At 36.7% G+C, this 5,206-nt stretch carries 6 protein-coding genes; all 6 read right to left on the bottom strand.

Annotated elements, in window-relative coordinates:
• Nucleotides 1-515: 515 nt before the first annotated feature.
• A complete protein-coding gene (locus VL047_RS02065; RefSeq protein ID WP_325358022.1) occupies nucleotides 516-1,154 on the bottom strand; it encodes a hypothetical protein in 639 nt (212 codons plus the stop codon).
• Nucleotides 1,148-1,666 (bottom strand): hypothetical protein, encoded by a 519-nt coding sequence (locus VL047_RS02060; RefSeq protein WP_250723550.1) that lies wholly within the window; start codon nucleotides 1,664-1,666, stop codon nucleotides 1,148-1,150. Before VL047_RS02060 ends, VL047_RS02065 begins: the two co-directional genes overlap by 7 nt.
• Nucleotides 1,667-1,815: 149 nt before the next feature.
• Nucleotides 1,816-2,496: a hypothetical protein gene (locus VL047_RS02055; RefSeq protein WP_325358018.1), complete on the bottom strand. Its 681-nt coding sequence runs from the start codon at nucleotides 2,494-2,496 to the stop codon at nucleotides 1,816-1,818.
• A gap of 102 nt (nucleotides 2,497-2,598) precedes the next feature.
• Nucleotides 2,599-3,024, bottom strand: a complete 426-nt coding sequence (locus tag VL047_RS02050; protein WP_325358016.1) for a hypothetical protein — start codon at nucleotides 3,022-3,024, stop codon at nucleotides 2,599-2,601.
• 123 nt (nucleotides 3,025-3,147) lie between these two features.
• Nucleotides 3,148-3,300: a hypothetical protein gene (locus tag VL047_RS02045; protein ID WP_325358014.1), complete on the bottom strand. Its 153-nt coding sequence runs from the start codon at nucleotides 3,298-3,300 to the stop codon at nucleotides 3,148-3,150.
• 281 nt (nucleotides 3,301-3,581) lie between these two features.
• Nucleotides 3,582-4,325 carry a hypothetical protein gene (locus tag VL047_RS02040; protein WP_325358012.1) on the bottom strand — a complete coding sequence of 248 codons (744 nt, stop codon included), beginning with the start codon at nucleotides 4,323-4,325 and terminating at the stop codon, nucleotides 3,582-3,584.
• Between the last annotated feature and the right edge of the window lie 881 nt (nucleotides 4,326-5,206).

Here is a 5,206-nt window from a genome sequence, read left to right as displayed (position 1 = left end):
AATTGACACCAGGATAATTAAAATAATGCCGAAGGTGCCGACTATGGTAAACACGTTTAATCTGGACAGCCTGACCACAAAAAGCTCTTCATAGGTCTGCTCATTGAAAATAGCAAACCTGTATTTACTGCTTAATTTTTTCAGAAATGATTTGTTCTTCTTTTGTGTGGCCATACCTTCTGTAAAATTGTGGCAACAAATTTATCAATTTTTAGCAGAAGGGGCATAAGAATAATGCTGATTATTAAAACTAATCCTGTATTTCCTAAACCATTATGAATTCGGACTCCGATGAATCGGGCTATTGACACAAGTTGCCTGTTTCCCTCTTTGATGGATTGAAATTATCATCGTTCCACTTTTGGGATTGTTGACGATGTATTCTTTTTTGAAACCTGCAAAAAATGGTCATATTGGATAGGGGTTTTCGGATGCAATTAGAATGATGCGGTGATTGTATAGACGCACGGCCGTGCGTCTATATGTGCATTTCGTACGTTTTTGCTTCGAACATATTATCTGAACACAAAAATCAGGCTTATCACATGGTTAAATCTGCCGCGTTTATCCATATCCGGCACTATTTTATAGATACTCTCCGGATTATCTATTGTATTACATTCATACTTTAAGGCAAGGTACTTACTCCATGCACCATAAAAAATTCCACCACCAAAACCATAAGCAAGCTGGGTTGAATACGGCGCTTTGTATTCCACGCCATCACCGGCATTATACTTGCGTTTAAGGTGTGGATTGAAGTATGCATTTACTTCAGGGAACACTCCTATCCGGGTGTATTCCCACTGGCTCCTGTCTTTTGTAAAAGTTTTCAAGGTCAATGAATGATGGATTCCGGCCTGCAAAAGGAAGGAAGTAAAACTTTCTGTCCTGTTTTCCTCCCACACCTCATCTTCAGTTCCCTTCTCAAAGGAAAATAGATAAGACCTCTGGGAGAACATATTAATGCCTCCAAACACTGTTAACTCCTCAAAGAAACTATACCCAACACCACCGCTAACTGTTTGGGCAACATTATAATCAAAATAAGGACTTGTACCTGCGCCTAACTCCAACCTGTAGCTAAGCTGCGCTATGCCGGAATGACAAAATCCGGATAACATGCACAACAAGAAGAATAAACTTTTTACCATCGTTTCAAATTTATCCCTGCACAGACCCTTACTAAAGGAGCAAGATCATTCTCCCCCTTTACATTATAATATCCTACTCCTACCTCAAATTGGTAATAAAACAGTTTATAATACCGCTGAACTCCCCAAACAGGTCCAACAGCGAAATTGAAACTTTCACTATCTGAATGGTCGCTCACATTTCTATTATACATAAAACTCCTTATCCCATAATAGTCTCCGGAATATGACAATAAACTATTATTCCGATTTATGACCTTATTATTGTTATAGACTTTTTTTATTGAGAGATTCGAAAGAGTTGATAAATATAGCTCCATGCCATCTTCACTATTATAGGATAGATTAGTTACTCCAAAACCAAAATCTATGGTCGCAAGTAAATCATTCTTTATCCCAAATTGATATTCGATACCCGGCTGGACAAGTCTTAAGTTAACAAAGTGTTTTGTCTGGGCGTTCAACCCAATTGTAGCAAAACTGCAAAAAATCAAGAACGCAATGTTTTTCATAAATATCCTGTTTTCTAGAAAAGTTAAGTAAAGCGGAACGCTTCACTTAACTTTTAATATAAAATTACATATATAACCTAACACCTTTCCATTTACCATTATATTTAGCTGCACCGAAAATATACACTTTTTATTATAAGACGATATTGCTAAATAATCCCATAAAGCGATAGGGAAATAATAAATTGACGGCTTCGGGAACCAAAGGCATCTTTTTTATAATCCAACGAGCGTATGCTTTCAAATGAATCGATGCTATTTGTTTCAAACTTAAGGGCTAAAAAAGCCCTATTAAGATTCCCGTAATATATACCTCCCCCAAAACCAGTAGCCCATTGTGACATCCTTTCTCCTTTTATGCTTCTCACAATATCAGGTTCGGGGTACTCTTGGTGTTCAAGGTAATCAATCTTGCGCGGCAAAAAGGGTGAAAAATACAAGCGACACTCAGGAAAAACCCCGATATAGCTTCCCGTTCCTTTTTTCACTTCAAAAAGATTAAACGCAGAACGTAAACCTACGAAAACCGGGAAGTTCCACAAGTCGGTTGTTAGTCCGTTATACTTATTCTCTTCTTTCCTTAAACTAGCCGGCGAAACAATAGGGAATTTCTGAACTTTCACCCCAACAAATCCTGTTGATGAGACTCCATTGTTTAGGGATTCTCCTTTTATTACGCTGTAGCCAAAAGCAATACCTGCATCATAATTCATCCATTCATCGCCTTGAAAACCCGTTCCAAACTCAAACATAGCAGCCATTTGTGCTTGAGCAGCAAAGGAAAGCAAGCAGAAAAGAAGCAAACAATAGTATTTAAATCGTTTGAACATAAATCTTAAAGCTTTCACTATTTTGAAGATATTATGAATACTACCATAAAGCCACCTTGACTTTATGGTAGTAAAGAACAATATTGCTTATCAATAAGCTTATCAGAACCTATATCTCAATCCCCAGTGGCTTTGCAGCGTGAGCTCTTCGTGAAGATCAACATCAAGCGATGGTTGTAGCTCGATTAGCAAAGAAAATTTGTCGAGTTTTTCAAGAGGTCGAAATTCTACTCCAAGGGGCAGCACGGGTCCGGTATAATAATTTATATTAGCTCCAATGCCGATATAAATATTGTGGCGTTCTTTGCTTACCACGTTATAGCATAGCACCAACTCCGGGGTAATATCTTCTGCAATCGTATTGCTATACAGCCTCACCTCCGTTCTCCATTTTTCGTTGAAGTCGTAGCCTAAGCCAATCTTGGAAAGAGAAGATGAGTAATAAGAAACACTAAATTGAGAAAACCCCTTCGCGGATATTAGGAAAAATATTCCTGTTAATACTAATAACCTGAATGTTTGATTCATTAAATATAAGTTTTAAGGTTTTAAAATAATAAAAATAATCATTAAATATCAGTTTCATTTTGACTTATTCAATGAAATGCTACTATGCTCGTTTGGACAAATCCAAACGAGCGACCTAAAAGGTTAGTTTAATGAATGTGGGATTGTGAATTTCACATCCCCATGAACTGAGTGAACAGCCCATACGCCTTTCATCTCATAATGGCTTTTATTCATTTTCAAGAAACCGTCTCTATCAATTGTTGCATTTCCAACAACTCTACCTTTAACCTTCAACTTAGTTTCTTCTTTAATCGTAGCACTTATATCGCCCTTTTCATTTGCAGAAACACTAACTGTTACAGTTTCTTTTTTATCAGATCAACTAGTACAAACTAAAACTAAACCCTGCTCAGTTTTTCCTTTTTTCCAATTATAATCCCATAAAACATTAACGGATACCCAACCCCCATTTTTATACTTCGTCCAGCCCTTTTTAGCTGCTTTTATATGCTTTTTAGAAACGTTAAAACCAATTTTGGTCGGCCAGCTCGTGGTTATGGTTTTACCATCGGCATTTACCTCCCTTTGCCCCTGTGTATCTCAAAAGCCACATTCTTTTTAAAAAATCCTGTTCCAAATTTTGATTTTGTTCTGAATTCTCCTATCCTAACTTGCAAGACCTCATCGCCCACACTGCTTTTCAAGCTACTAGAAAGGTTTAAATTCAAATCATCACCCGCTAGGTATTTTGGGGTAACAATCAAAACTGGATACTCCTCATTGTAATCATCATTAACTAAAACCTCCTCAAGTTTTCCATTTATCCATCTGTATCCTATTCCTTCTACTTCATTATCCAATGGATGAGAAACAATAGTTAAAAATTGTCTGTCGTCGGGATACCACTCTAAGGGATATGGCATCCACATTACATAATCATAGTCTATAATCGAGGATAATAATGAATCAATAGGGCTTGCGCTTTTCAAATCTCTATTTTTATAAAAACAAGCACGTAAATTCGCAAATCTATCTTCTGTTGATTTCAATATAGGTTCCTGGGTTAAGATATCCTTTAAAGAAAAAGAACTATCAGCAATTTCAAATGTGCTTCCAATACTCTTTAATTCTTCTTCAACTTCAGAGACCGAAGTTAAACGAGACAAAACTGAAGCTGCTTTAGATAATTGAGACTTAAGCAAAGACTCATCAGCACTTAATTCACTATCATATTGTTCTTCAACTGCAAAATCATTAGGATCTTTACTACAGCTACATAAAACAAACACCAATAAAATCAATAAATTAAAATTCTTCATAACTTAGTAACATTAGTGGGGCTGCAACCCCGTTAATAATTAATTCGTATTCAACCCATTCTTCGCTTGTCGGGGGATGGGTTGTTTCTTTCCCCGCATATGTTCATAGGCAGTCTTAATTAAGTGGTAAAACAAAGATTAATAGTATATCCTCCTTACAGTCAATAAGCACAACTCATAAGCTCCAACAGATTGAAATTAAAAGCAAAGCTCAGACCAGTTATACCTCTATCAAAAGCTTAATCGATAATTACTCCGGGGATAATGTTGGTGATAATAGCGGAACACTGGAAGCCCTTTGAGAGCTGTATTGAAATTGAAAAATAAAGATGAGTGGCAACATAATTTTGGTTTAAAGTTAAAACCCGGCTAGTCTTCATCAAGAAAACCGGGGTATTTAGATTCAATAATTTCTTTGACAAATAAAGACTAATAATTTATATTGTGCAAGAAAGAATCGCACAAATTAGACAAGGTAATTCAAAGGTCTTCAATATCAGGATATCCTGAAAACCGCAGAAACAGGCTTATATATGGATTTATCGACTCCTGCCCTAAGCGTTGAAGGTGGAAGATGGAAGGTAGGAGGTGGAATCATTTTCAGTTCTAAGTGGCTGTGAGTTAATAGCCTTAACCCTAAAACTTTGAACTTAAAACTTTAACCTAAATTGAGCGATTCATAATTTCACCTGCCCCCGTCGTCTCACTTGATTTCAAAAAAACGGAAATTTTCTCAGAGGAAGGCTTCTTTCGTGTACTTTTTCAACGAAAATTCAGTTCTGTTTTTCACTCAAACCGAACTTTATCGCATTTTCTATGGGTCTGGACATAAGTCTCCCATTACCACTACGGGTTTACAATCCTGAGGTATGTTGTTCTGC

The organism is Albibacterium sp. (assembly GCF_035514885.1).
Classification (GTDB): Bacteria; Bacteroidota; Bacteroidia; order Sphingobacteriales; family Sphingobacteriaceae; genus Albibacterium.
This window is presented reverse-complemented; position numbering and strand designations above follow the sequence as displayed.

Coding starts and splice junctions, on each gene's coding strand:
- VL047_RS02060 (WP_250723550.1), bottom strand. CDS start 1,666: ATGAAAAACATTGCGTTCTTGATTTTTTGCAGTTTTGCTACAATTGGG.
- VL047_RS02065 (WP_325358022.1), bottom strand. CDS start 1,154: ATGGTAAAAAGTTTATTCTTCTTGTTGTGCATGTTATCCGGATTTTGT.
- VL047_RS02040 (WP_325358012.1), bottom strand. CDS start 4,325: ATGAAGAATTTTAATTTATTGATTTTATTGGTGTTTGTTTTATGTAGC.
- VL047_RS02050 (WP_325358016.1), bottom strand. CDS start 3,024: ATGAATCAAACATTCAGGTTATTAGTATTAACAGGAATATTTTTCCTA.
- VL047_RS02055 (WP_325358018.1), bottom strand. CDS start 2,496: ATGTTCAAACGATTTAAATACTATTGTTTGCTTCTTTTCTGCTTGCTT.